Raw genomic sequence first — 23,174 nt, 5'->3', positions numbered from 1 at the left:
TCCAAGAAAAAAAAGGAAGCTTTCGCTTCCTTTTTTCCATTTTTATTTCTTAAAACTTTCATATTTTACAGCTTCAAAAGCTTCTTCAATTTCATCATTACGATAATGAACATATGTAAAACGCCCTAATTCTACTAATCTTGCTATTTCTTGTAACGCTTTATGTTGCTCATATGTTTCCTCCAGCTTAATATGTACATAAAACTTCATTAATGGATGTTCATATAAAGGTTCTCCCACCTCTACATATACATCTTCAACCCCTTGTACAACTCTTACATAACTCGCAAATTGATAAAGTGCTTCTCTGTCTGAAACGATTTTTAATGTATACATATATTCTCCCCCTTTTCTTTACTATATCAAAAAGATGACCACACCATGTTATAGAACTATGAAATTTTTTCGACTTGTAATAAACAAGGCTTTTATCCATACATAGGGTCTTTTCCCAACATATATTATAGAAAGAATTTTTTCAGTTGAGGTGTTCCTTATGGATCCATACGTCAATATATGTATTTGCATTACTCCAGGCGCCGATATTTCTGATGACCGTATTGCAAAAGATTTAGCAGTTGCAGAATCAATTTGGCACCCCATTACATTTCAAATTAAAGACGTAATTATTTTAAATGAACTTTTTCGTTTTTCTGACCGTGAAATTAGTTATAAAAATTCTATTCAAAGTCAGGAAAAATTAGCATCCTTTTTCCAAACATGTGTAAATGAAGCTCCTGAATGCGACCTTTACATTTGTTATATTGGCAGTGATTATTTCAAAGAAACAGCCGTAATTGCCTGCGCGTACTCTTTAGCCAAACAACAGCAACTTACTGGTTATATCGTTTTAACAAATTCGGCTGCTCCCATGAAAAATATATATACGCTCGCTCACGAAGTCGGTCATATTTTATTTACAAGACGTGTTCATGGAAAACTTACTCACGCAGATCCTCATTCCCCAACTGGCTCGGAGCACCATCCTTCTCCAACAAATCTTATGTACCCTATCGTACCTCGTCCTGAAAACGTCCATATTCAATCCTTATTAACAAACGAACAAAAAGCACTCTCTTTACAAAGTTCTTTATTACAAAGAAAAAAACAGTAACTGTCATGTTACTGTTTAAAACAATTTATTCCAATTAATAAACGATATACCGGCTGCAAAGGATACACTATACACCTAAAACGAATCCCTCTAAAAATCAAAATATAGTATTTCTTTGGAAATAATTTTTTGTATATCCAGAGCAGCCACTTTTTTGAAATACTAGTTTACACTTTTTCTCTCTTCAATTTTTAAAGACCATCTCATTAACCCATATATACTTCCATACATAAGTAATATCTTTGCAATTCCCCAAAATACATTTTTTTCTTCTAATCCTTTAAATATAAACATAATCGCTAAAGGAACAATTAGCACCAAAACACCCATCCAACCAAGGACATACACTTCTCCAACGAAAAGTAATAAAAAGATACTTGCTGCTAATATATATGTTTGCATTGTCGATAATTGCAAAATAGGTGTACCGTACCATTTATCAACAAACATCAATAATACTAATAATAAAATGGGAACCATTACTATTATGTAAATAATTCCGAACTCTACAAATTTATTTTTAAAAGAAGACATTCTAAACGCAACAATGGTTCCAATAATCGTAATGATTAAGACGATAGGATAGCCAATTAACTGTATATTCGTTAGTGTAAATTGCTGATTTGGATTATTAAATAAAATATGAGTTAATATCCAATACCCGCCAATACCAATTATCATCGCAAGAATACTCTTTATACTCCCACCTTTATCCTTCTCCATCTCTTTCGCCAATTCTTCCGCATACTCTTTTGGTGAATCACCAAATATATCCGTTACCGTCTTTCCCTCTTTCTCACCTTCTATTAAATGAAGCTCTGCATCTTCTATAAAAGCGTCCACATCTTCTTCTTTCATTCCTTTTGTTATTAAATACACTTTCGTATCGATTAAAAACTTTTCTCCTTCTTTAGAAATCTGCATGATAACCCCTCCCTTATTTAACCGTTTCTCTTCTATTCGTCTTCATCATAATTTCAAGGAAAATTAAAATAAACAAACTTCCGTATAAACATATAACTTGAAATAACATTGGCACGAGATCTTCTGATGTAAATGTTTTAAACAGTAACATAATCGAAAATGGAATAATTAAATATAAGTTTTTAAACCATCCTTCAAAATATATATTTATCGCTACTGTGATCATAAAAATAGCTCCAGCTAATATATAACTTTGCGTTTGGGTGAATGTAAACGTTTTGGTAGGATAGATTACATCTAATATCGTAACAGCCCCCATTAAAAACATTGGCGCTACCATAACTAAAAACCACATAGAAAACCACGTTTTTGTAAAGCTTGTTACGAAGGTCATTTTGCGAAGTAAAAAATTAGGACCTATAACAACTAAAATCAATGACAAACTATACCCAACGCACTGAATAAGTGAGATCTGTAATACTCCGTTATTCACTATTAGGATAGAAGCAATAATCCAAAACGATACGATATTCATTACTGTAAAACCAATTTGTCTCCACGTTTCCTGTCTATCTCTTTCCATTACTTTTACAAGTTCATTTGCATATTCTTTCGGTGAGCTTCCGAAAATATCTTCTACACTTTTCCCATCACTCTCACCCTCGATTAAATGAAGTTCTGCATCTTCTATAAAATTTTCAATATCGCTTTCTTTCACACCCTTTGCTACTAAAAATAATCTCATATCTAATAAAAACTTTCGTGCTTCACTTGATAACATTATTTTTTCTCCCCTTCCCCTCAAGTAGACGCTCTACACTACTTTGCATCGTTTCCCAGCGATCCATAAATTCATTAAGTGCTTCCTCGCCTTTTTCTGTTAATGTATAATATTTCCGCTTTGGACCAGATGGAGATTCCTTCATTACACTTGTTATTAATCCTTCCTTTTGCATTCGTATTAATAGCGGATAAATACTTCCCTCACTCGCCATAGTAAAGCCATACTTCGCTAGCTTTTCACTCATTTCATAACCGTATATTTCACCTTCAGAAATAATAGCAAGTAAGCATCCTTCTAAAATCCCTTTCAGCATTTGACTTGTCGACATAATTCAAATCCTCCCACTATCTTGTTTTACAAGATAGATAAGCGTAAGTATCTTGCTTTACAAAATAGTATAGCAGAGGCTATTTTGCAAAACAAGATAGCTAACAATATTTTTCCAAATCTTTGCAGGATTTTTATTATCTACTCTCTAAATAGAGCAATATGAGAACTTTATTACGAAGGGATGTTTTTCACCATGGTTACAAATCGAGTTGTCTTTTTAACAGGTGCTGCAAGCGGTATTGGTTATGAAATGGGGAACGCTTTCGCAAAAGAAGGTGCAAAAGTTGTCATTACCGATCGTCTTGAAGAACGTGCAAAAGAAGCTGCTGAACAATTACAAAAAGAAGGCTATCAAGCTATCGGTTTAAAATGTGATGTTACATCTGAAGAAGAAATTACCGCTGCAATTTCTCAAACCGTTACTCATTTCGGTTCATTACATATATTAATTAACAACGCAGGAATGCAGCACGTTTCACCAATTGAAGATTTTCCAACTGAAAAGTTTGAACTACTTATTAAAATTATGCAAATCGCTCCTTTTATCGCAATTAAGCATGCCTTCCCAATCATGAAAAAACAAAAGTATGGCCGAATTATTAATGTAGCCTCCATTAATGGCCTCGTTGGATTTGCAGGAAAATCCGCCTACAATAGCGCGAAGCATGGCGTAATCGGATTAACAAAAGTTGCCGCTTTAGAAGGCGCTACTCACGGAATTACCGTTAATGCGCTTTGTCCTGGTTATGTCGATACCCCACTTGTACGTAATCAACTACAAGATTTAGCTACTACACGAAATGTACCACTTGAAAATGTTTTAGAAGATGTTATTTATCCACTTGTACCACAAAAACGCTTATTGCAAGTACAAGAAATCTCTGATTATGCTATGTTTTTAGCGAGTGAAAAAGCAAGAGGTATAACTGGACAAGCCGTTGTTATCGATGGTGGTTATACTGCTCAATAAAGTGAAGGCTTTTACTGCCCATTAATGCGGGGTAAAAAATAAAGTTTGCTCACGAAGAGCAAACTTTATTTTACTTTCTATCGCGAGGACCTTCCTACTTTAGTAATTGTTTAGGGAGTTTCTCGATTGCAACAATTACCCCATCTAATTTACTTTCAATACGATGGAGTAAATATAATGTTACAACAATCGGAAACCCTACATTACCTACCATCCTGATCCACTCTTCCATCTTTTCCGCCTCCTTCCATTATATAAATAAGAGAAAAGAAAACATTTAGGCATAAAAAAAAACAAGCTATTATGTATTAGCTTGTCTTTCAAATAATGATGCAATTTCCCGTTTATAATCTCCGTATATGATGCCTTTTTCAGTAATAATACCTGTAATTAATTCATTCGGTGTTACGTCAAATGCAGGATTATAAACATCAGTTCCAATTGGCGCCACTTGTTTTCCAAAAATTTTCGTAACTTCGGTTTCATCTCTTTCTTCAATAACAATTTCTGTACCTGTTTGTTTCGTAATATCAAACGTAGATAACGGAGCTGCAACGTAAAATGGAATATCGAAATAATTTGCTAATATAGCTAAATTCATTGTTCCGATTTTATTTGCTGTATCTCCATTTGCGACAATTCGGTCCGCTCCTACAATAATCGCGTTTATTTCTTTCGTTTGAATAGCATGAGCTGCCGTATTATCGGTAATAAGTGTTACATCAATATTTGCCTGTTTTAATTCCCAGGTCGTTAAACGCCCGCCTTGTAAAACCGGTCTCGTTTCACACGCATACGCATGTAAACGTACACCTTTTTCTTTCCCAATATAAAACGGTGCTAATGCAGTACCATATCTAGCAGTTGCAATGCTTCCAGCGTTACAAATTGTTAAAATGTGATCACCATCTTTAAAACATGTTAATGCATGTTCTCCAATACTCCGGCATACTGCTTCATCTTCTTGCTGAATGAGAAGCGCTTCTTCTTCTAATTTTTTTTGTGCTTCTTTTATTGTAGTAATTTCTCGAATTGATTCTCTCATATGATCGATTGCCCAAAATAAATTGACTGCTGTTGGGCGTGACGTTCCTAAATAATTACAATCTCTATTAAACTTCTTTTGAAATTCTTCCATATGTACAGTATTATATTTTTTTGATGCAAGTGCCAAGCCAAATGCAGCTACAATTCCAATTGCAGGTGCTCCTCGTACTTCTAGCATGACAATACTTTTCCATACCTCTTCAATCGTCGTTAATGTTTTGTATTCTGTACTATGCGGCAACTTTGTTTGATTTAATACTGCAATGGCATCACCTTTCCAACTGACAGATCTCGGAACAGTAACAATTGTACTCATGCTTTTATCCCTCCAGAAACTGTCTGTTGAAATAATGTTCGGAACAGTTGAATATCAGCACTCTTAGATTCATATTTTATTAGTTCTTTACCTAAGGATAACGCTTGTTTCTTAGCTTGAATTCTCGTTTCTTTATTTGCTATTCCATCTAAATCAGCTACATGCGCTAAGCCAATTGTTCTACGGATAAGCTCACATCCGGCAAATCCAACGGCATCTGTAAAAATATTTTGCAAAATAATTGGCAACCATTGTTTCTCTTTCGTATATGCTTCTACACCTTCTCCAATCCATAACTTCGTAAAAGCTTCTACAAAATAACTCCATGTTTTCTCAATATGGAAAAATAGCACACTTCTTTTTTCCTCTTCACGGGATAGTGCATTTAATAATAAATTTGCAATAAATTGGCCAAGATCAAATCCACATGGACCATATGTTGCAAATTCTGGATCAATTACTTTCGTTTCAGCAGGGGATGAAAAAATACTACCAGTATGTAAATCACCATGAATAAGCGCTTCTTTTCTCGTTAAAAATTTATATTTATACTGTGCTACTTTTAATTTTAAATTTTTGTCACTCCATAGTTCATCCACCGCTAGTTGTAACTCTGGTTCATAATCATTCGTATTATAATGACTAAACGGATCTGTAAACACTAAATCTTCCGTGATTTTACTAAGATCTGGGTTTACAAATGCACCTTCTAGTACCCTTTTCTCTTCTGATTGTAAACCGAAATCTGAAGTATAAAACAACACATGTGCTAGAAAGCGACCAATATGTTGGGATAAAAGCGGGTACTCCTCTCCATCTATTAATCCTTTTCTTGCAATTGTTAGCCTTGATAAGTCTTCTATGACTGTTACTGCTAACTCTTCATCATGACTGTACACTACCGGCACATATTCCGGCACATACTTCGCAAAAATTTGTAATGCTTTACTTTCAATCGTCGCTCTTTTTATAGACAGTGGCCAGCTCTCACCAACTACTTTCGCATATGGCAGTGCTTGTTTTATTATAATAGACTTCTCTCCATCATCTAATTTGAACACGTAATTTAAATTTCCATCTCCAATTTCATGACAAACTACATTTGCTTTCTTTTCAAAATAACCGTGTTCTTTCGCATATTGTATAGCTGTCGTTTCAGTTAATGAATAATATCCCATCGTCTTCTCCCCCTTTTTTAATTCAGAGGTTTTTCTGACGTAGAAAAACCTCTTTCCACAAAGAAAGAGGTTTGAAGTTTATCTTCTCCCCTCTTATCTGCCAGAAAGATTTACTTTCTGCTGGAATTAGCACCGTGCCTTTTGGCGTAAATAAACGCCCCATTTCACAATGGTATTACGGTCGGTTGCTGGGCTTCATCGGGCCAAATCCCTCCACCTGCTCTTGATAAGAGTTGTATAATTTTTTGAATTTTTAACTTTATGTTGAAGACTATACCAAGAATAAAAATCACTTGTCAACATTTTATTTGTATAATTCTGGACGACGATCTGCAAAAACTGGAATTCCTTTGCGTACTTCTTTAATTTTCTCAAAATGAAGCTCTCCCAATAAAATTGATTCTTCTTCATTCGCTTCTACAACAACTTCGCCCCAAGGATCGACAATTAAAGAATGACCGGCAAACTCATTATTCGGATCCTTTCCTGCCCTATTACATGCAACAACATAACACTGATTTTCAACTGCTCTTGCTTGCAATAACAAACGCCAATGCGCTAAACGAACCAATGGCCATTCTGCTACAACAAATAAAACTTTTGCACCTTTCGCAGTATGAACGCGCATCCACTCTGGAAAACGAATATCATAACAAATTGTGCCGGCGCACTCTACATCATCTAGCCTAAATTCACCTGTACTATTTCCCGCGATTAAATATTTATGTTCATCCATAAGCTGAAATAAGTGCACTTTACTATATTCATTGACTAGTTCTCCTTCCTTGTTTACCACATACATTGTATTTGTAACACCTTGTTCTGTTTGCTTCGCTATAGACCCACCGACAATATGTACACCATATTGCTTCGACCATTCTTTCAGCTTTTCTTTCGTTTGCAATCCATCCCTATCTGCAATTTCAGTAAGCCTCGTTAAATCATATCCCGTTGTCCATAGTTCTGGTAAGACAATCACATCTGGTCTTTCCTTCATCGCTTCGCTTATTTTATTTTTAGCATTCTCAATATTTTTTTCTACATCTCCAAAGACAATATCCATTTGAATACATGCGACTTTCATTTTGTCAGCCCCATTCTTAATTTTTTCTTTACAAAATACTGGAAAGATTATATCATTTGTCACTAGAATTGTAACAACTTTCAAAAGAGGTGGAAAGTATGAAATTATTTCAACCTTCTGAGATAGTAACATCATTGCCTACACAATTTTTTGCTTCACTTGTTGCAAAAGTTAACAAAGTCGTTGCAGATGGTCACGATGTTATTAATCTAGGTCAAGGTAATCCAGATCAACCAACACCGCAGCATATCGTAAAAGCTTTACAAGATGCTGCTGAAAAGACCATTCATCATAAATACCCACCATTTCGCGGACACGAAAGTTTAAAAGAAGCCGTGGCAACATTCTATCAACGCGAATATGATGTAGTAGTAAATCCAAAAACAGAAGTTGCTATTTTGTTTGGTGGAAAAGCTGGATTAGTAGAATTACCACTTTGTTTTACAAACCCTGGTGATACTATTCTCGTTCCAGATCCAGGCTATCCAGATTATTTATCAGGAGTTGCTTTAGCAAAAGCACAATTTGAAACAATGCCGCTTATTGCAGAAAATAATTTTTTACCAGATTATACAAAAATTGATGCCGCTACCGCTAAGCGTGCAAAGTTAATGTTTTTAAACTATCCAAATAATCCTACCGGTGCTACTGCATCAAAAGGTTTCTTTGATGAAACCATTCATTTTGCTAATGAACATAATATATTAGTCGTTCATGATTTTGCTTACGGTGCTATTGGATTCGATGGTCAAAAACCTGTTAGTTTCTTGCAAGCAGACGGTGCTAAAAATACAGGTATTGAAATTTACACTCTATCGAAAACTTTCAATATGGCTGGATGGCGCATCGCTTTTGCTGTGGGGAATGAAAGTGTGATTGAGACAATTAACTTATTACAAGATCATATGTATGTTAGTATTTTTGGTGCAGTTCAAGATGCTGCCCGCGAAGCACTATTAAGTTCACAGTCTTGCGTAATAGACCTTGTAAATAGTTACGAATCTCGAAGAAACGCTCTTGTTTCAGCTTGTCACTCAATTGGTTGGAATGTAGACATTCCAACAGGCTCATTCTTTGCATGGCTTCCTGTTCCGAAAGGATATACATCTGAGCAATTTTCTAATATTTTACTAGAAAAAGCACACGTTGCAGTTGCTCCTGGTGTTGGATTTGGTGAACATGGCGAAGGGTATGTCCGTGTTGGTCTCTTGCATACAGAAGATAGATTAAGAGAAGCCATTAATCGAATTGATAAATTAAATTTTTTCAAAAAGTAATTGACAACATGAAAAATATCTGACAAAATTCAGTTATCTTAAAAATTTAAACATTTCTAAATACTTCTTATCAAGAGCAGGTGGAGGGACGAGCCCGACGAAACCCGGCAACCGATCTACAATTGTAGACACGGTGCTAATTCTCGCAGCATTATGCTGACAGATAAGGAGCTGGTTGTAAAAAAACCTCTCCTTAGCTGAGAGGTTTTTTTATTTAACTAGGAGGTTTTAACAATGAGCGGAATTATAGCAACGTATTTAATCCATGATGATTCACATAACTTAGAAAAAAAAGCCGAGCAAATTGCACTCGGTTTAACAATTGGCTCTTGGACTCATTTGCCACACTTATTGCAAGAACAATTAAAACAGCATAAAGGCAACGTCATTCATGTTGAGGAACTAGCTGAACAAGAACATACCAATTCGTATTTACGTAAAAAAGTTAAACGCGGGATTATTAAAATCGAATATCCGTTATTAAACTTCAGTCCGGACTTACCAGCAATTTTAACAACTACATTCGGAAAGCTATCACTTGATGGTGAAGTGAAATTAATCGACTTAACATTTTCAGACGAGTTAAAACAATATTTCCCTGGTCCAAAATTCGGGATAGATGGTATTCGAAATCTTTTACAAGTGCATGAGCGTCCCCTTTTAATGAGTATTTTTAAAGGAATGATTGGACGAAATATTGGGTATTTAAAAACACAATTACGCGATCAAGCAATTGGTGGTGTAGATATAGTAAAAGATGATGAAATATTATTTGAGAATACATTAACACCACTTACGAAACGCATTGTATCTGGAAAAGAAGTTTTACAATCCGTATATGAAACATACGGACATAAAACGTTATATGCCGTAAATTTAACAGGACGAACTTTTGATTTAAAAGAAAATGCGAAACGCGCAGTGCAAGCTGGGGCAGATATTCTATTATTTAATGTATTTGCTTACGGACTAGATGTACTACAATCACTTGCAGAAGATGATGAAATCCCAGTTCCTATTATGGCACACCCTGCTGTAAGTGGTGCTTATTCATCATCCAAGTTATATGGAGTTTCCTCTCCATTATTACTAGGAAAGCTACTACGTTATGCTGGGGCTGACTTTTCATTATTCCCATCTCCATACGGAAGTGTTGCACTAGAAAAAGAGGAGGCTCTTGCCATCTCAAAACATTTAACTGAAGACGATGCATTTTTCAAGAAGAGTTTTTCTGTTCCGTCTGCTGGTATTCACCCTGGTTTCGTTCCCTTTATTGTACGAGATTTCGGTAAAGATGTTGTTATTAATGCTGGCGGCGGGATACATGGACATCCAAGTGGGGCGCAAGGGGGCGGTAAAGCTTTCCGTACTGCAATTAATGCTACTTTGCAAAATACACCACTCCATGAAGTAGATGACATAAATTTGCATAGTGCACTACAAATATGGGGAAATCCCTCTCATGGGGTGAAATTATGAGTATTCAAGTATTTTGTGATTTCGATGGCACGATTACAAATAATGATAACATTATGTCCATTATGGAAAAATTCGCACCACCAGAAGCCGAAGAAGTAAAGAATAGAATTTTATCACAAGAGCTGTCTATTCAAGAAGGTGTTTCTCAATTATTTCAATTAATACCTACTAGTCTACACGATGATATGATTCAATTTTTAATAAAAACTGCTGAAATCCGTAGTGGTTTTCATGAATTTATACAATTTGTAAATGAAAATAACATTTCTTTTTACGTTATATCAGGTGGAATGGATTTCTTCGTCTATCCACTCTTACAAGGAATCATTCCAAAAGAGCAAATTTACTGTAATGAAACAGACTTTTCAAGTGAATTCATTACAGTTAAGTGGCCTCATCCTTGTGATCATCATTGTCAAAATCATTGCGGATTATGCAAATCATCTTTAATCCGTAAATTAAGTGATACGAATGACTTCCATATTGTGATTGGAGATTCAATTACTGATTTACAAGCTGCGAAACAAGCAGATAAAGTATTCGCTCGCGACTTCCTTATTACAAAGTGTGAAGAGAATTATATTGCTTATACACCGTTTGAAACATTTCACGATGTTCAAACCCAATTAAAACATTTGTTGGAGGTGAAATCATGAAACAACTTTTTCGTCAATGGTATGACTTAAGCGAGATAAAAAAAGAATTAACAACACGAAATTGGTTTCCAGCAACGAGTGGTAATATTTCTATAAAGGTTAGTCATGAGCCACTTACTTTTCTTATTACAGCAAGTGGTAAAGATAAAACAAAAACTACTCCAGATGATTTTCTATTAGTAGATCATCTAGGGGTTCCCGTATTAGAGACTGAATTACGCCCTTCAGCAGAAACAATATTGCATACACATATTTATAACAATACGAATGCTGGGTGCGTACTTCATGTTCATACAACTGATAATAATGTCATCACAAATTTATATAGTGATGCAGTCACCCTTCAAAATCAAGAAATTATTAAAGCTCTCGATATTTGGGAAGAAGGTGCAACAATTCACATTCCTATTATCGAAAACCATGCCCATATCCCAACGCTTGGAGAAAACTTCCGAAAGCACATACAAGGAGATTCGGGAGCAGTATTAATTCGTAACCACGGTATTACCGTATGGGGCCGAGATAGCTTTGATGCAAAGAAAAGATTAGAAGCTTATGAGTTTTTATTCCAATTTCATATAAAACTATTATCAATTCAAGGAGGCGTTTCTAATGGCGCAAATTCGTATTCATGAAGTAAATACTCGCATAGAAAATGAAGTAGAAGTATCTAAATTTCTACAAGAGGAAGGCGTTTTATATGAGAAATGGAACATCTCTAAACTTCCTACTTATTTAAATGAAAATTATTCGTTAACAGATGAAAACAAGGCTGAAATATTAGCTGTGTTTTCAAAAGAAATCGCTGATGTTTCAGCGCGCCGAGGTTATAAAGCACATGATGTAATTTCACTTTCAAATAGCACACCTAACCTTGACGAATTATTAATTAATTTCCAAAAAGAACACCATCATACCGATGATGAAGTTCGCTTTATTGTTAGTGGACATGGCATCTTTGCCATTGAAGGAAAAGATGGCAAATTCTTTGACGTTGAACTTGAGCCAGGCGATCTCATATCTGTTCCAGAAAATGCAAGACACTATTTTACCTTGCAAGATGATCGTCAAGTTGTAGCTATTCGTATTTTTGTTACAACTGAAGGCTGGGTTCCAATTTATTAAGGTAGTTAGTTGAATAAAAGGACTTGGATCCCCTTTTCCAACCTTTTATTCACTCTACATATATACATCCTCCTATGGAACAGGCTTATTTCAAAAAATGAAATAAGCCTGATTTTTTATGTACCTAACCATACGATTCCTTTCGTTCAAAAAAACAACCTCCCCCTTCTATTTTTTAAGTGTATTTCTGAACACTTTTTGAACATTTATTGAACTTTTTTTGAATTTTTTCTGAAAATTCTGTTTTGCGTATGGTATACTACTATTAAATAAAAAGGAAAAGAATATCGCAAACAGAGGGGGATAATCATGAGTTTACTTATCGCACTTATACTAGGGGTTACGTGTGGAGCACTTCCTGTTATTCTAGGAGCTATTATGGAAGAGTTAGAAGTTGGTGTTTTAGGTTTTGTCGCATCTTGTGTAAGCGCTTTATTTTTCGGTTTATTCGGCGCTATTCCTGTTTCAATTCTGTGTGCATTTTATATAGTACGCCATGCTCGTGCAAAACAATTTGGTCCTAATCACATCGCGCAAGTTATTCCATTCCCAATTGAACGATGCCGCCGAGCTTCTAGCTTATAATTATAAAAATTAAATATACCTAAATAAATAAAAGTCCTCAAATGAGGACTTTTATTTATTTTCTTCTAGAAATTGAAACAATTCTTGTAAATGTAGGACATCTTCACTATAGCTAACAGATACGTGACATATACCGTCAATCTCTGCTTGCATATAAAGATCAACCCCATCTCGATCATATTTCAATGCCAAATAAAAATCCATTTCTTCTAACATCTTTTTTGAAGCTCGAATAACATAATGCCCCTTCTCATCTCTTCCATATTCGAATTCCGGCTCAAAATCATATTTTTGTTTAAAAGCTTCTTTTTGTTTTGCACTAATTTGTATACAAGTTGTTCGCTGAACAGTATCAATCATCTCATCAAATTTTTGAAGATCCATCTCATTTACCCCCTTATGTATTTTTTGTATAAAACTTGTGTTCCGCTATTCTCTTCCCCATCTTTCATTAACTCCTCATACAATTCCTTCGCCAAACTTAAACCTGGCACTGGCAATTGCAATTTTTCAGCCTCATCTAAAGCTATCTTCATATCTTTCATAAAATGCTTTACATAAAACCCTGGTTCAAAATCTCCCTTTAACATTCGGGGAGCTAAGTTACTCAATGACCAGCTACCTGCTGCTCCCGTTGAAATACTCTCTAATACTTTATCTGGGTCTAGTCCAGCTTTTTTCGCATAAGCAACAGCTTCACATACTCCAATCATGTTAGAAGCAATCGCAATTTGATTGCACATTTTTGTATGTTGTCCACTTCCAGCTGGTCCTTGCAACTGAATATTTGTCCCTAGTTTTTCAAATAACGGTAAACATTTTTCATATATTTCTTTTTCGCCACCGACCATAATTGCGAGCCTTGCTTCTTTCGCACCAACGTCTCCTCCAGATACAGGCGCATCTAACGTATATACATTCTTACTTTTACCGGTTTCGTTAATACGTTTTGCCAATGTTGGTGTAGATGTCGTGAAATCAATTGCTATCGTGCCTTCATTTGCATTCTCCAAAATTCCATCTATCCCAAAGTATACTTCTTCTACATCATGTGGATACCCAACCATCGTCATTACAACATCAACTTGCTTCACTAACTCTTTCGGTGTATCACACCAATGTGCACCATCTTGCACTAAAGAATCTGTTTTTGCTTTCGTTCTATTATATACATATACTTTATGACCATCTTGCATTAAGTGATAAACCATACTTTTTCCCATTACGCCAATACCAATGAAACCTATTGATAAAGTTTTATGTTCCATTTTCTCATCCCCTTTGTTCTAATAAATCATTTACCATCTTTCGGAACTCTTTATTAAAGTCATCATCCATACTATTTTTCACATTTGAAAATAACATAACAAAAGTTCCTTTTTCTTTATTAAAATTATTGAAAGTGTTCCAACCAGATAATACACCATGATTATGAAAATAATCTGGATATATATAAAAACTAAATGCATATTTCCGTTCTGCTGAAGGTGAAAACATTGCTTGTATACTTTGTTCAGAAAGAAGTTTTCCATTTATAATTGCTTCGTCTAATTTCTTCATATCTCCAACTGTCGTATACATCTCACCACAACCATATAGCCAATCCATGCCTAACTTCTGCGCTGGTACAAGCTCTTGATTTTTTTTCACATAACCCTTTGTAAAATTTTTATCTCCAGGTACCATATTTCCCATACCAGATTCATACATATCTGCTTTTACAAATATGTTTTCTTTTATGTAATCTCCTAAAGGTTTTTTCGATATATGTTCTATTATATAAGCAAGCACCATATAATTATAATCTGTATATCTCCAACCTGTTCCTGCAGGAAATTCTAAATTTTGACGTCCAATCCAATTAATTAACTGTAAACGGGAAGCAGCATTAACATTGCCTTTTGCATGTTCAGGTAAACCAGAGGTATGCGTTAATAAATGATACAGCGTAATATTTTTATTCTCCGGAAATGAAGGAATATATTTATTTACATTATCTTGAATATTCAATTTCCCTTGTTCTTGCAGCTGTAAAATAGATGTGGCAACAACTGTTTTCGTAATAGAACCGATACGATATTTTGTGTGAGGCGTATTTTCTATTTTATTTTGAACATCAGCATACCCATATCCTTTATTCAATATAACATGCTCTTTATCTGTTACCAAAACTGTTCCATTGAATTGCTTTCCGACTAAATATTGATCTAATTTTTGAGATATGCTAACATAATCAATTTGTTGCTCTTCTTTTTCTTCTATATTCCCTTGTACTTCCGTTTCAATAGTAGGATTCACTTTAGTTGTTAATACAGTGTTTTCCTTTATATTGGGGTTAACAAGAAAATAGTATACTCCGCCGCCAACTATAGCAGACAGTGAAGCCATGACCATTACTTTTTTTATCATATTAATCCTCCATAATTCCTTCGCTAAAAATTGTCCCCCTATTCTATTATCAAACAATAAAAAAAAATCGCAACAATTTGTTGCGAAAAATTACATTTTTTCTTTTCTATATACACACACTTGATTTTTTCCATTTTTTTTCGCTTCATATAATGCAATATCCGCTCGTTGCATTAATTCTTCTCTTGTAATCCCTTGTTCATATAACGCAACTCCAAAACTCGCTGTTAATTTCGAAATTCCGGAGAACTGCTTTGTTTCAATGAAAAATCGTAATGATTCCGCAACCTGAAATGCTTCTTTTTCTACTGTGTTAGTTACTAATATAATAAATTCTTCTCCTCCCCACCTTGCAAATACATGTTGCTGCTCCACTTTAGATTTCATAAGCTCTGCAAGCTGAATTAATGCTAAGTCACCAAAATCATGGCCATACGTGTCATTTACTATTTTAAAATTATCTATGTCAAATAAAATAAGTGCTATTTTTTCATCGTTACGCATTGCATTATCCCATTCTGCCTCTAGTATTTGTTGGAACTTCAAACGATTATAAATCTCTGTTAACGAATCTATCATAGCAAGCCTTTCTTGTTCTTGATAGATTTCATCTAATTCTGTAATCTCTGTACACTTCACAATAAATCTTGATAAATCTTCTGGCAGTGGTGTCGCGCGCAATAAAAAAGTTGACACTTCCCCTTCATAATTGGACATCTTAATTCTTCTATCATATGATAATGTATCATCTAACCATGTTATATCGTGAGTTGTTGAATAGTATCCGTTTTCTCTAATAAAATGTTCAGCAAATACTAAATGTTGCTCACGATAGGCAAATAAATTTTCATATCCGAAAAACTCTAAAAAATTTGTATTACAATCAACAATCTCATCGTCTTCTACTATAAATAATAGATCATTTTGAAAATCAAACATCGTTTGAAGTAATTCTTGTTGCAAACTTACTTGCCGCACTAAAGAAAGCTGATACAAACTCTTATTCACTTCCTCTAACACCATTTGTGGAGTCACAGGAGCTATCACAATATTACGTATTCCTAACGTAAGCACCTCTGCAAACTCGCTTGTTATCTGTTGATCCCAAATGACAATAAATGTACTCTGTGGATTATACATATTCTTTATATATTTTATTTGAGAAAAATCTGTTACATACATAATTACAATATGTGGTTTTGTTCTCTGAAACAATAATTCTCCTTCTTCAAAACTATTTGCTATAAACATACATTTTGGATGAATATTTTCTATCGTTTGTTGATGTGTACATCCATTTTCTATATAAAGGACATTTAACTGAAGATCTTGTAATACATTTTGGAAAACCGTATTCTCTAATAAAAAATGTAGTATGTTCATCACTAGTCTTCACTCACTTCATATATCTTGTTCTACTGCATTCCTCACAAACATTTTATAAAAAGACTGTTCTCTAAATACTTTAATGAGTGAGGGATACATATTAACAAGCTAATTGAGAATGCTCTCTTCGCTTTTTCTCTATAAATTCCTTTTCTAGTGTATGATTATAGGAATTGTATCGTTTGTATGAATGCCCTAGCTTCCTCTTTAAAACTTGACAATTAAAATAAAGATATTATATTCTTAAATTCGACAACTTACAAAATGTAAGTAGAATATATTACATGTATTTTTTTATAATTTGATATGTTACTTGGAGGATATATAATGACAAACGACAACTTTTTTAATGTTCTATACGAACGCACATCTACACGTGCATTCAACCCAGAGAAAGAAATTTCATCTACAGAGTTACACGAGATTTTAAAGGGAGCTGCTCAAGCACCTTCTGCTTGGAACTTGCAGCACTGGAAATTCCTTGTATTCCAAGGTGAAGATGTACAGAAACGATTGCATCCAATTGCTTATAACCAGCAACAAATACTTGATGCTTCTGCTGTAGTCGCTATTTTAGGTGATTTAGAAGCTTATAAAAACGTTGAACCAGTTTATGGTCCAATTGTAGAACAAGGATTTATGAAAGAAGAAGCAAAAGAGCGCTTAGCTAAAAATATTGAGTCTGCATATGCTCGTGAGCAATTCCCAAGAGATGCAGCCTTTTCAAATGCATCTTTAGCAGCAATGCAACTTATGCTTGCGGCTAAAGCAACTGGCTGGGATACTTGTGCTATTGGTGGTTTCAACCCACAAGCACTTACAGAAGAATTCAATGTTTCATCTCGTTACGTACCAATTATGCTTATTACAATTGGTGAATCAACTTTAAAAGGTCATCCTGCACCACGAATGAGCGTAGAACAAGTGAGTGAATGGGCAAAATAATAAAGTGAAAATATAATCGGTTTTTATGGACAGTTAATCCTCCGCCTAACTTCTTTGCTTTCGCTGAATTTTGAGGTGGGGGGGTTACTGCTCTTTAATACAGAATAAAAAAGAAACGAAGGTAATGAAATTACCTTCGTTTCTTTTTTATTCTGTCACACACCCGTAATATTACAATGTATTATTCGACATCTATACATAAAAAAACAGTAAACTTCATGCTATTCCCATACACATAAATGGCGTTTCGTGTCGAATTTTGTTAAAGTATCGAAATATAACCGTGTGTTTTTGTTACAATTATGATACAATGATAACAAATAGATAACAAGAGAGGGATTTTCATTGAGTTCATACGGAAGCTTTATCGCACTTTTAAGTTACATAGTAACTGTACTGCTGTTATATTTTATTGGCGATGCTACAAACATATCAGTGTTACAATTCCCAAAAGAAGAAGCGTTCAAATTAGACGCGGAAAAACATACTGCAAGATCCATTGCACCACTACTCTTAGCTCTCCCTGTATATATCATCGTTTTATATAAAAGTAAAAAAGTGTAAAGCCTACCTATTTCATTCATTTCGGTGGTCTTTACACTTTTTTGTGATATTTCCCCTATTTTAAACATCATTCCGTACTAAACACCCAGCTAGTCTTTTAAAATGAGAAAATCCCCCAGAAAAAATTCCACTCTCTGTCCAGTCACTCACTACCGAACTTACATAGATTATAAGTGTGAAGGGGGTGATGAGGATTATGTTTGGATCATTTGGATGCTGTGATAACTTTAGAGACTGTCATCATCGTGAAAGAGAGTGCGACCATCGTGACCATCGCGAGAAAGAGAGAGAGGTAAAACCACAACAACCAGCTGTATGTAACGTACTTGCTAGCATTTCAGTTGGAACAGAACTTTCTCTTTTAAGCATTAGAGGTAACGGAACATTCAACAATGTAATTTTTGAAGGTTTCGCTAACGGCGTTGCTCTTTTCTCTGCTTTAGCTCGTAATAACAAAGACGATAAAGATAATAATAAAGACGATAAGAACAATCAAAATCGAAATACTTTTACTGGTATTTTACGTGTATGCCCAACTGATATCGTTGCTATCGCTATCTAATTCCGTTCCTTATCCTCTATAGTAAGAAAATAAGATTTACTTTTCTCATAGAAAAAACCTGAGACCGATTTCAAATCGACTCAGGTTTTTTTATTGATTATATGCTTTTAACTAGTTCAACAACTTCTTCAGCAGTTGACATCATTAATGCTTTTTCTGCTAATGTTTCCATTTCTGCTTTTGACAACTTGCTTAGTTGTGTTCTTGCAGGAAGAATAGATGTTGCACTCATACTGAACTCATCTAAACCTAATCCTAATAATAATGGGATAGCAAGTGAATCGCCCGCCATCTCACCACACATACCAGCCCATTTGCCTTCTTTATGAGCCGCATCGATAACCATTTTTACAAGACGTAAAATAGATGGGTTATATGGTTGGTATAAGTAAGCTACTTGTTCGTTCATACGGTCTGCAGCCATTGTGTATTGGATTAAGTCATTTGTTCCGATAGAGAAGAAATCAACTTCTTTTGCGAATTGATCTGCTAATACTGCTGAAGCTGGGATTTCAACCATCATACCGACTTCAATTGAATCAGAAACAGTTGTCCCCGCTTCTACAAGTTTCGCTTTCTCTTCTAATAAGATTGCTTTCGCTTGACGGAACTCATCAAGAGTTGCAATCATTGGGAACATAATTTTTAAGTTACCGTATACGCTAGCACGAAGTAATGCACGAAGTTGTGTACGGAACACATCTTGCTCATCAAGACATAAGCGAATTGCACGGTATCCTAAGAATGGGTTCATTTCTTTTGGTAAATGTAAGTATGGAAGCTCTTTATCTCCACCGATGTCAAGTGTACGAACAACAACAGGTTGACCTTCTTTTACACCTTCAAGAACTGCTTTATACGCTTCGAACTGCTCTTCTTCTGTTGGAAGATTGTCACGGCCCATGTATAAGAATTCTGTACGGTATAAACCAACGCCTTCTCCGCCATTATCGATAATACCTTGTACATCATTTGGTGTTCCGATATTTGCAACAAGCTCAACGTGATGTCCATCACTTGTTACAGTAGCTTGGTCTTTTAATTTTGCCCATTCAGTTTTTTGCTCTTCAAATTTCGCTTTCTTTTCTTCAAAAGAACGAAGAGTTTCTTCTGATGGATTTACAATTACTTCTCCATCTAAACCGTCGATGATTACGATATCGCCGTTTTGGATTTTCTCCATAACAACTTTCGTACCAACAACTGCAGGAATTTCCATAGAACGAGCCATAATTGCAGAGTGAGATGTACGTCCACCGATATCAGTTGTAAAACCTTTTGCATACTTACGGTTTAACTGAGCTGTATCAGATGGTGTTAAATCTTCAGCAATGATGATTACTTCTTCAGAAATTGTACCAGGGTTTGAGAAGTTAATTCCTAGTAAATGTGCAAGAACGCGTTTTGTTACGTCACGAATGTCCGCAGCACGTTCTTTCATATATTCGTTATCCATATTTTCAAACATAGAAATAAACATTGATGCAACTTCATCCATTGCAAATTCAGCATTTACTTTTTCACTATTTACTTTATCTTTTACTGGGTTTACTAGTTCTGGATCATTTAACACTAATAAATGTGCTTCAAAGATCGCAGCTTTATCGGCACCCAGCTCAGCAAAAGCATGGTCCTTAATTGCTTCTAATTCAGTTTTTGCTTTCTCAAGCGCAGCGTCTAAGCGTGCAATTTCAGCAGCTTCGTTTGTAATTGATTTCTTTTCGATGTTAAATTCAGGATTCTCAAGTCTGAAAGCCTTTGCAATAGCAATCCCACTTGATGCAGCGATCCCTTGAATGTTAAGAGTCATTATTCTCCTAATCCTTCGTTTTTCATAGTTTCTTCGATAGCTGCTAGTGCTTGAGCTGCATCATCACCATTTGCAGTGATTTTAATTTCTGCGTTTTGTTGAATGCCTAAAGACATAACGCCCATGATTGATTTTAAGTTAACGTTTTTTCCGTTATACTCTAAGTTAATGTCAGAACCAAATTTGCTTGCAGTGTTTACAAGTAGAGTTGCTGGACGAGCATGAATTCCTGAGTCGCTAGTTACTTTAAAGATTTTTTCCATGATAATTTATCTCCTTTAAATTACAGTATTTTTTTAGTTGTATAGACGTGAGTACTACATCATCTATTGTATATAATAGGCGATGTTCGGTCAACCACATCGCCTATTATAATTATAAACATTTTGCGTCAAATTCCTACTGAATGTCAATAATAGCGTTTTCGCCCTTCTTAACATTTCCATCTTTTTTCAATTCGACTTGTTGTCCTTGTTGTAAATTCGTAAAGACAATTGGTGTAATGATAGATGGTGCATTTTCTTTTACAAATGCAAGATCTACTTTTAATAATGGTTGTCCTTGTTTCACTTTGTCGCCTTGTGCTACAAGTGCTTCAAAACCCTCACCATTTAATTTTACAGTATCAATACCGAAGTGGATTAAAATTTCTTTTCCGCCTTCAGATTGAATACCAATCGCATGCTTTGTAGGGAATACGTTGACGATCTCACCGTTAACTGGAGAAACTACTGTTCCTTCTGTTGGCTCGATTGCAAATCCGTCTCCCATCATTTTTCCTGAGAATACTTGATCAGGTACTTCTGTAATCGGTAAGATTTTCCCTTCAATTGGTGATACGATTGTTTCGTTTTCATCAACTTGTTTAGGAGTTTCTTCTACCTTTACAGGCTCTTCTTTTTCAACATGAGGTGTACGACCTGACATAATATCATGAATTTGTGATTTTAATGTGTCAGATTTCGGTCCAAAAATAGCTTGAATGTTATTTCCAACTTCAAGTACACCAGCTGCTCCAAGCTCTTTTAAGCGATCTTTGTTTACATTCTTTTGTTCGTTAACTTGAACACGTAAACGAGTAATACAAGCGTCTAAAGAAGCAATGTTTTCTTTACCACCAAGTGCTACTAATACTTCACGTGGAAGTTCTCCTGCTTCTGTTTTACCTGCGCCGTCATTTGCATTTGCTACTTCACGACCAGGTGTTTTTAAATCCCATTTACGGATTGCAAAGCGGAATCCGAAGTAGTAAATAACTGCTAGTACAAGACCAACAATAATTACCCACCACCATGCTGTACGGCCTGGCAGTACACCGAATAACATAAAGTCGATTAAACCACCAGAGAATGTCATACCAATTTTAACACCTAAAATTTGCATTGTCATAAATGATAGACCAGCGAATACTGCGTGAATTCCGAATAGTACTGGTGCTACGAATAAGAATGAAAATTCAAGTGGTTCTGTAATACCTGTTAAGAAAGATGTTAATGCAGCAGAACCTAAAATACCAGCTGCTAATTTTTTATTTTCTGGACGTGCTTCATGGTACATTGCTAATGCTGCTGCTGGAAGACCGAACATCATGAACGGATACTTACCAGTTGTAAATGTACCTGCTGTTAATTCTACACCGTCTTTTAACTGTGCCATAAAGATTTTTTGGTCACCACGGATTAATTCGCCAGCTGCATTTGTATACTGACCGAATTCGAACCAGAACGGTGAATAGAAAATATGATGTAATCCAAATGGAATTAATGAACGTTCAATTAAACCGAATATGAATGCTGCTAATGTTCTATTTGCATCAATCATTTGATGTGAGAACGTATTTAAGCCACCTTGAATATATGGCCAAATGAAACACATGATTATACCTACTACTAAAGAGAATGTTGCAGTTGCGATCGGTACGAAACGCTTACCTGCGAAGAAACCTAAGTATGATGGTAATTCAATGTTGAAGTATTTATTGTAGCAATATGCCGCTACTATACCGACGATAATACCACCAAACACTCCCGTTTGTAGCGTTGGAATTCCTAATACGTTTGCATATGCTGGATCTGTAAATCCAATTTTTACTGGGTCTGCTCCAGAACTTGTTACTTTTACTAGCTTATCTACTTCTAAGAACACACTCATCGTTTTGTTCATAATTAAGTAGCCGACGAACGCTGCTAATCCAGCTACTCCGTCTCCACCAGCTAAACCAATTGCTACCCCAACTGCGAATAATAATGCAAGGTTAGCGAAAATAATATCACCAGATTGTTCCATAATTTTTGCTACCATTACGAACCAATCTGCTTTTAAAGCAGGAATAACATTTGTTAACTGTGGATTTTGAAATGCATTACCAAATCCAAGTAAAATACCTGCTGCCGGTAAAATCGCTACTGGAAGCATTAACGCTTTTCCGACTTTTTGAAGAACACCAAAGATCTTCTTAAACATGGAAACCCTTCCTCTCTTATCTATATTGATACCTTCCGACAAACGCCAAAAAGACATGAGGAAAAAAAGATAGAACGATAGCTATACAAAGGGTAGTATATCCCTTTCTCAAGCTTACATTCCTTGCTTTTCTCCACTCATGCCTGATCGAATCAGTAACACGTGT

General features: G+C 35.2%; 26 protein-coding genes, 1 pseudogene and 2 riboswitches. Of the genes and pseudogenes, 11 read left to right on the top strand and 16 right to left on the bottom strand.

What is annotated here, in order from left to right:
* Positions 1 to 42: 42 nt before the first annotated feature.
* Complete coding sequence (locus tag RBB48_RS03285; RefSeq protein WP_000288327.1) at positions 43 to 336, bottom strand: DUF3928 family protein; 294 nt, start codon at positions 334 to 336, stop codon at positions 43 to 45.
* Positions 337 to 496: 160 nt separating this feature from the next.
* Between RBB48_RS03285 and RBB48_RS03280 the strand changes: the two genes are divergently transcribed.
* The gene (locus tag RBB48_RS03280; protein ID WP_087985107.1) at positions 497 to 1,114 is read left to right on the top strand and encodes a DUF955 domain-containing protein; all 618 of its coding nucleotides are present in this window, start codon (positions 497 to 499) and stop codon (positions 1,112 to 1,114) included.
* Positions 1,115 to 1,129: 15 nt separating this feature from the next.
* Here the strand turns inward: RBB48_RS03280 and RBB48_RS03275 are convergent.
* The 4 genes and pseudogenes from RBB48_RS03275 to RBB48_RS03260 form a co-directional block, all read right to left on the bottom strand.
* Positions 1,130 to 1,266: pseudogene (locus tag RBB48_RS03275) on the bottom strand (DNA-binding protein); the annotation flags it as partial.
* 10 nt (positions 1,267 to 1,276) lie between these two features.
* Positions 1,277 to 2,038 (bottom strand): DUF1129 domain-containing protein, encoded by a 762-nt coding sequence (locus RBB48_RS03270; RefSeq protein ID WP_088064332.1) that lies wholly within the window; start codon positions 2,036 to 2,038, stop codon positions 1,277 to 1,279.
* A 13-nt stretch (positions 2,039 to 2,051) separates the two neighbouring features.
* On the bottom strand, positions 2,052 to 2,819 hold the full coding sequence (locus RBB48_RS03265; RefSeq protein ID WP_097907173.1) for a DUF1129 domain-containing protein: 768 nt from the start codon (positions 2,817 to 2,819) through the stop codon (positions 2,052 to 2,054).
* Positions 2,806 to 3,150 (bottom strand): PadR family transcriptional regulator, encoded by a 345-nt coding sequence (locus RBB48_RS03260; RefSeq protein ID WP_088608096.1) that lies wholly within the window; start codon positions 3,148 to 3,150, stop codon positions 2,806 to 2,808. The genes RBB48_RS03265 and RBB48_RS03260 overlap by 14 nt, the downstream gene beginning before the upstream one ends.
* A gap of 195 nt (positions 3,151 to 3,345) precedes the next feature.
* Between RBB48_RS03260 and RBB48_RS03255 the strand changes: the two genes are divergently transcribed.
* A complete protein-coding gene (locus RBB48_RS03255; RefSeq protein WP_000258444.1) occupies positions 3,346 to 4,122 on the top strand; it encodes a 3-hydroxybutyrate dehydrogenase in 777 nt (258 codons plus the stop codon).
* 94 nt (positions 4,123 to 4,216) lie between these two features.
* Here RBB48_RS03255 and RBB48_RS03250 read toward each other — a convergent pair whose 3' ends face one another.
* From RBB48_RS03250 to RBB48_RS03235, 4 genes are all read right to left on the bottom strand, one after another.
* Positions 4,217 to 4,354, bottom strand: coding sequence for a YvrJ family protein (locus tag RBB48_RS03250; RefSeq protein ID WP_000393345.1), 138 nt, complete (start codon positions 4,352 to 4,354; stop codon positions 4,217 to 4,219).
* A gap of 69 nt (positions 4,355 to 4,423) precedes the next feature.
* Positions 4,424 to 5,485 (bottom strand): S-methyl-5-thioribose-1-phosphate isomerase, encoded by a 1,062-nt coding sequence (gene mtnA / locus RBB48_RS03245; RefSeq protein WP_097889644.1) that lies wholly within the window; start codon positions 5,483 to 5,485, stop codon positions 4,424 to 4,426.
* Positions 5,482 to 6,663 (bottom strand): S-methyl-5-thioribose kinase, encoded by a 1,182-nt coding sequence (gene mtnK / locus RBB48_RS03240; RefSeq protein ID WP_097889643.1) that lies wholly within the window; start codon positions 6,661 to 6,663, stop codon positions 5,482 to 5,484. The genes mtnA and mtnK overlap by 4 nt, the downstream gene beginning before the upstream one ends.
* A gap of 90 nt (positions 6,664 to 6,753) precedes the next feature.
* A riboswitch (SAM riboswitch) is annotated at positions 6,754 to 6,896 on the bottom strand.
* A 71-nt stretch (positions 6,897 to 6,967) separates the two neighbouring features.
* On the bottom strand, positions 6,968 to 7,831 hold the full coding sequence (locus RBB48_RS03235; protein WP_141542705.1) for a carbon-nitrogen family hydrolase: 864 nt from the start codon (positions 7,829 to 7,831) through the stop codon (positions 6,968 to 6,970).
* Positions 7,832 to 7,845: 14 nt separating this feature from the next.
* Here RBB48_RS03235 and RBB48_RS03230 point away from each other — a divergent pair, with 14 nt between their 5' ends.
* The 6 genes from RBB48_RS03230 (at position 7,846) to RBB48_RS03205 (ending at position 12,869) form a co-directional block, all read left to right on the top strand.
* Entirely contained in the window at positions 7,846 to 9,024 is a 1,179-nt protein-coding gene (locus tag RBB48_RS03230) for a pyridoxal phosphate-dependent aminotransferase (protein ID WP_087985113.1), read from the top strand.
* Positions 9,025 to 9,088: 64 nt separating this feature from the next.
* Positions 9,089 to 9,194: riboswitch (SAM riboswitch) on the top strand.
* Positions 9,195 to 9,258: 64 nt separating this feature from the next.
* Positions 9,259 to 10,503 (top strand): 2,3-diketo-5-methylthiopentyl-1-phosphate enolase, encoded by a 1,245-nt coding sequence (gene mtnW / locus RBB48_RS03225; protein WP_087985114.1) that lies wholly within the window; start codon positions 9,259 to 9,261, stop codon positions 10,501 to 10,503.
* Positions 10,500 to 11,159, top strand: a complete 660-nt coding sequence (locus RBB48_RS03220) for a 2-hydroxy-3-keto-5-methylthiopentenyl-1-phosphate phosphatase (RefSeq protein ID WP_000027484.1) — start codon at positions 10,500 to 10,502, stop codon at positions 11,157 to 11,159. The genes mtnW and RBB48_RS03220 overlap by 4 nt, the downstream gene beginning before the upstream one ends.
* Positions 11,156 to 11,794 carry a methylthioribulose 1-phosphate dehydratase gene (locus RBB48_RS03215; protein ID WP_000811328.1) on the top strand — a complete coding sequence of 213 codons (639 nt, stop codon included), beginning with the start codon at positions 11,156 to 11,158 and terminating at the stop codon, positions 11,792 to 11,794. Before RBB48_RS03220 ends, RBB48_RS03215 begins: the two co-directional genes overlap by 4 nt.
* Entirely contained in the window at positions 11,772 to 12,284 is a 513-nt protein-coding gene (locus tag RBB48_RS03210) for a 1,2-dihydroxy-3-keto-5-methylthiopentene dioxygenase (protein WP_000057324.1), read from the top strand. The genes RBB48_RS03215 and RBB48_RS03210 overlap by 23 nt, the downstream gene beginning before the upstream one ends.
* A gap of 309 nt (positions 12,285 to 12,593) precedes the next feature.
* The gene (locus RBB48_RS03205) at positions 12,594 to 12,869 is read left to right on the top strand and encodes a hypothetical protein (protein WP_000054671.1); all 276 of its coding nucleotides are present in this window, start codon (positions 12,594 to 12,596) and stop codon (positions 12,867 to 12,869) included.
* A 51-nt stretch (positions 12,870 to 12,920) separates the two neighbouring features.
* Here the strand turns inward: RBB48_RS03205 and RBB48_RS03200 are convergent, their stop codons facing one another.
* From RBB48_RS03200 to RBB48_RS03185, 4 genes are all read right to left on the bottom strand, one after another.
* Complete coding sequence (locus RBB48_RS03200; protein WP_087985115.1) at positions 12,921 to 13,253, bottom strand: DUF3909 family protein; 333 nt, start codon at positions 13,251 to 13,253, stop codon at positions 12,921 to 12,923.
* A gap of 5 nt (positions 13,254 to 13,258) precedes the next feature.
* Entirely contained in the window at positions 13,259 to 14,137 is an 879-nt protein-coding gene (locus tag RBB48_RS03195; protein ID WP_088064338.1) for an NAD(P)-dependent oxidoreductase, read from the bottom strand.
* Between the two features lie 4 nt (positions 14,138 to 14,141).
* Positions 14,142 to 15,278, bottom strand: coding sequence for a serine hydrolase domain-containing protein (locus tag RBB48_RS03190; RefSeq protein ID WP_141542696.1), 1,137 nt, complete (start codon positions 15,276 to 15,278; stop codon positions 14,142 to 14,144).
* 90 nt (positions 15,279 to 15,368) lie between these two features.
* Complete coding sequence (locus RBB48_RS03185; RefSeq protein WP_141542697.1) at positions 15,369 to 16,661, bottom strand: GGDEF domain-containing protein; 1,293 nt, start codon at positions 16,659 to 16,661, stop codon at positions 15,369 to 15,371.
* A 330-nt stretch (positions 16,662 to 16,991) separates the two neighbouring features.
* On the opposite strand from RBB48_RS03185, the gene RBB48_RS03180 reads away from it, so the two are divergent.
* The 3 genes from RBB48_RS03180 (at position 16,992) to RBB48_RS03170 (ending at position 18,735) form a co-directional block, all read left to right on the top strand.
* On the top strand, positions 16,992 to 17,609 hold the full coding sequence (locus RBB48_RS03180; protein WP_000180385.1) for a nitroreductase family protein: 618 nt from the start codon (positions 16,992 to 16,994) through the stop codon (positions 17,607 to 17,609).
* Between the two features lie 345 nt (positions 17,610 to 17,954).
* Positions 17,955 to 18,173, top strand: coding sequence for a hypothetical protein (locus RBB48_RS03175; RefSeq protein WP_088064340.1), 219 nt, complete (start codon positions 17,955 to 17,957; stop codon positions 18,171 to 18,173).
* A gap of 196 nt (positions 18,174 to 18,369) precedes the next feature.
* Entirely contained in the window at positions 18,370 to 18,735 is a 366-nt protein-coding gene (locus RBB48_RS03170; protein WP_000468033.1) for a DUF3915 domain-containing protein, read from the top strand.
* Between the two features lie 97 nt (positions 18,736 to 18,832).
* Here RBB48_RS03170 and ptsP read toward each other — a convergent pair whose 3' ends face one another.
* From ptsP to ptsG, 3 genes are all read right to left on the bottom strand, one after another.
* Complete coding sequence (ptsP, locus tag RBB48_RS03165) at positions 18,833 to 20,545, bottom strand: phosphoenolpyruvate--protein phosphotransferase (RefSeq protein WP_000174214.1); 1,713 nt, start codon at positions 20,543 to 20,545, stop codon at positions 18,833 to 18,835.
* Positions 20,545 to 20,808: a phosphocarrier protein HPr gene (gene ptsH, locus RBB48_RS03160; RefSeq protein ID WP_000411080.1), complete on the bottom strand. Its 264-nt coding sequence runs from the start codon at positions 20,806 to 20,808 to the stop codon at positions 20,545 to 20,547. Before ptsH ends, ptsP begins: the two co-directional genes overlap by 1 nt.
* 136 nt (positions 20,809 to 20,944) lie before the next feature.
* Positions 20,945 to 23,008 (bottom strand): PTS glucose transporter subunit IIABC, encoded by a 2,064-nt coding sequence (ptsG, locus tag RBB48_RS03155; RefSeq protein ID WP_000473194.1) that lies wholly within the window; start codon positions 23,006 to 23,008, stop codon positions 20,945 to 20,947.
* Positions 23,009 to 23,174: the final 166 nt, after the last annotated feature.

This window comes from Bacillus sp. MMSF_3353 (assembly GCF_030733445.1).
In the GTDB taxonomy this organism is placed as follows: Bacteria; Bacillota; Bacilli; order Bacillales; family Bacillaceae_G; genus Bacillus_A; species Bacillus_A wiedmannii.
The sequence above is the reverse complement of the archived record's forward strand: the minus strand, read 5'-3'. Positions and strand labels throughout refer to the sequence as shown.